Origin of the sequence: Kitasatospora cystarginea, from assembly GCF_039533515.1 — a bacterium.
In the GTDB taxonomy this organism is placed as follows: Bacteria; Actinomycetota; Actinomycetes; order Streptomycetales; family Streptomycetaceae; genus Kitasatospora; species Kitasatospora cystarginea.
The window spans coordinates 1-809 of sequence record NZ_BAAATR010000192.1; the positions used below are offsets into that span (position 1 = coordinate 1).

The 809-nt window shown below is 73.8% G+C and carries 1 protein-coding gene; it reads right to left on the bottom strand.

From position 1 onward, the window contains the following. Positions 1 to 809, bottom strand: an 809-nt coding sequence (locus tag ABD369_RS40775) for a polyketide synthase dehydratase domain-containing protein (RefSeq protein ID WP_486327363.1), incomplete at both ends; no start/stop codon positions are given.

Consider the following 809-nt stretch of genomic DNA (forward strand, 5'->3'; position numbering starts at 1 on the left):
CCGGCAGCGGCCAGCCGCTCGTACAGGTCCTCGACCTCGACCGCGACCGCCCCGGCCGGGGGCCACTCCCCCAGCTCGAACGATGCCACGGCCGCACCGGCCGCCAGCACACCCGTGGCGTGCCGCGTCCACGGCTCCTCCGCCGCGGCCTCCTCCGAACGCGAGTGCAGACTCAGGGCCCGACGGCCCGACTCGTCAGCCGCGCCCAGCGCCAGCCGCAACTGCACACCGCCGCGCTCGGGCAGCACCAGCGGAGCAGCCAGCGTCAGCTCCTCCAGCACCCCGCAACCGACCTGGTCACCCGCCCGGATCGCCAGCTCCACGAACGCGGTCCCCGGCAGCAGCACACTGCCCATCACCGCATGATCAGCCAGCCACGGGTGCGACTGCACCGACAGCCGGCCCGTGAACACCACACCGTCCGAATCCGGCAGCTCCACACTCGCACCCAGCAGCGGATGCCCCGCCGCACCGAGCCCGATCGACGCCACATCGCCCATCGAAAGGATCGGGGTGCGTGGCCAGTAGCGCTGGCGCTGGAAGGCGTAGGTGGGCAGGTCGACCCGGCAGGCGCCCAGGCCCGCGAAGACCGCCTGCCAGTCGACGCTCGCACCACGCACGTACGCCTGGGCGACGGCGGTGGTCAGCGCCTGCACCTCGGGACGGCCCGCGCGCAGCACCGACGCGAACGCCGCGTCCTCGCTCACGCACTCCGGGCCCATCGCGGACAGGACCCCGTCCGGACCCAACTCCACGTAGGTGCGGACGCCTTCGGCCTCCAGGGCCTGGACCGCGTCGTGGAAGCGGAC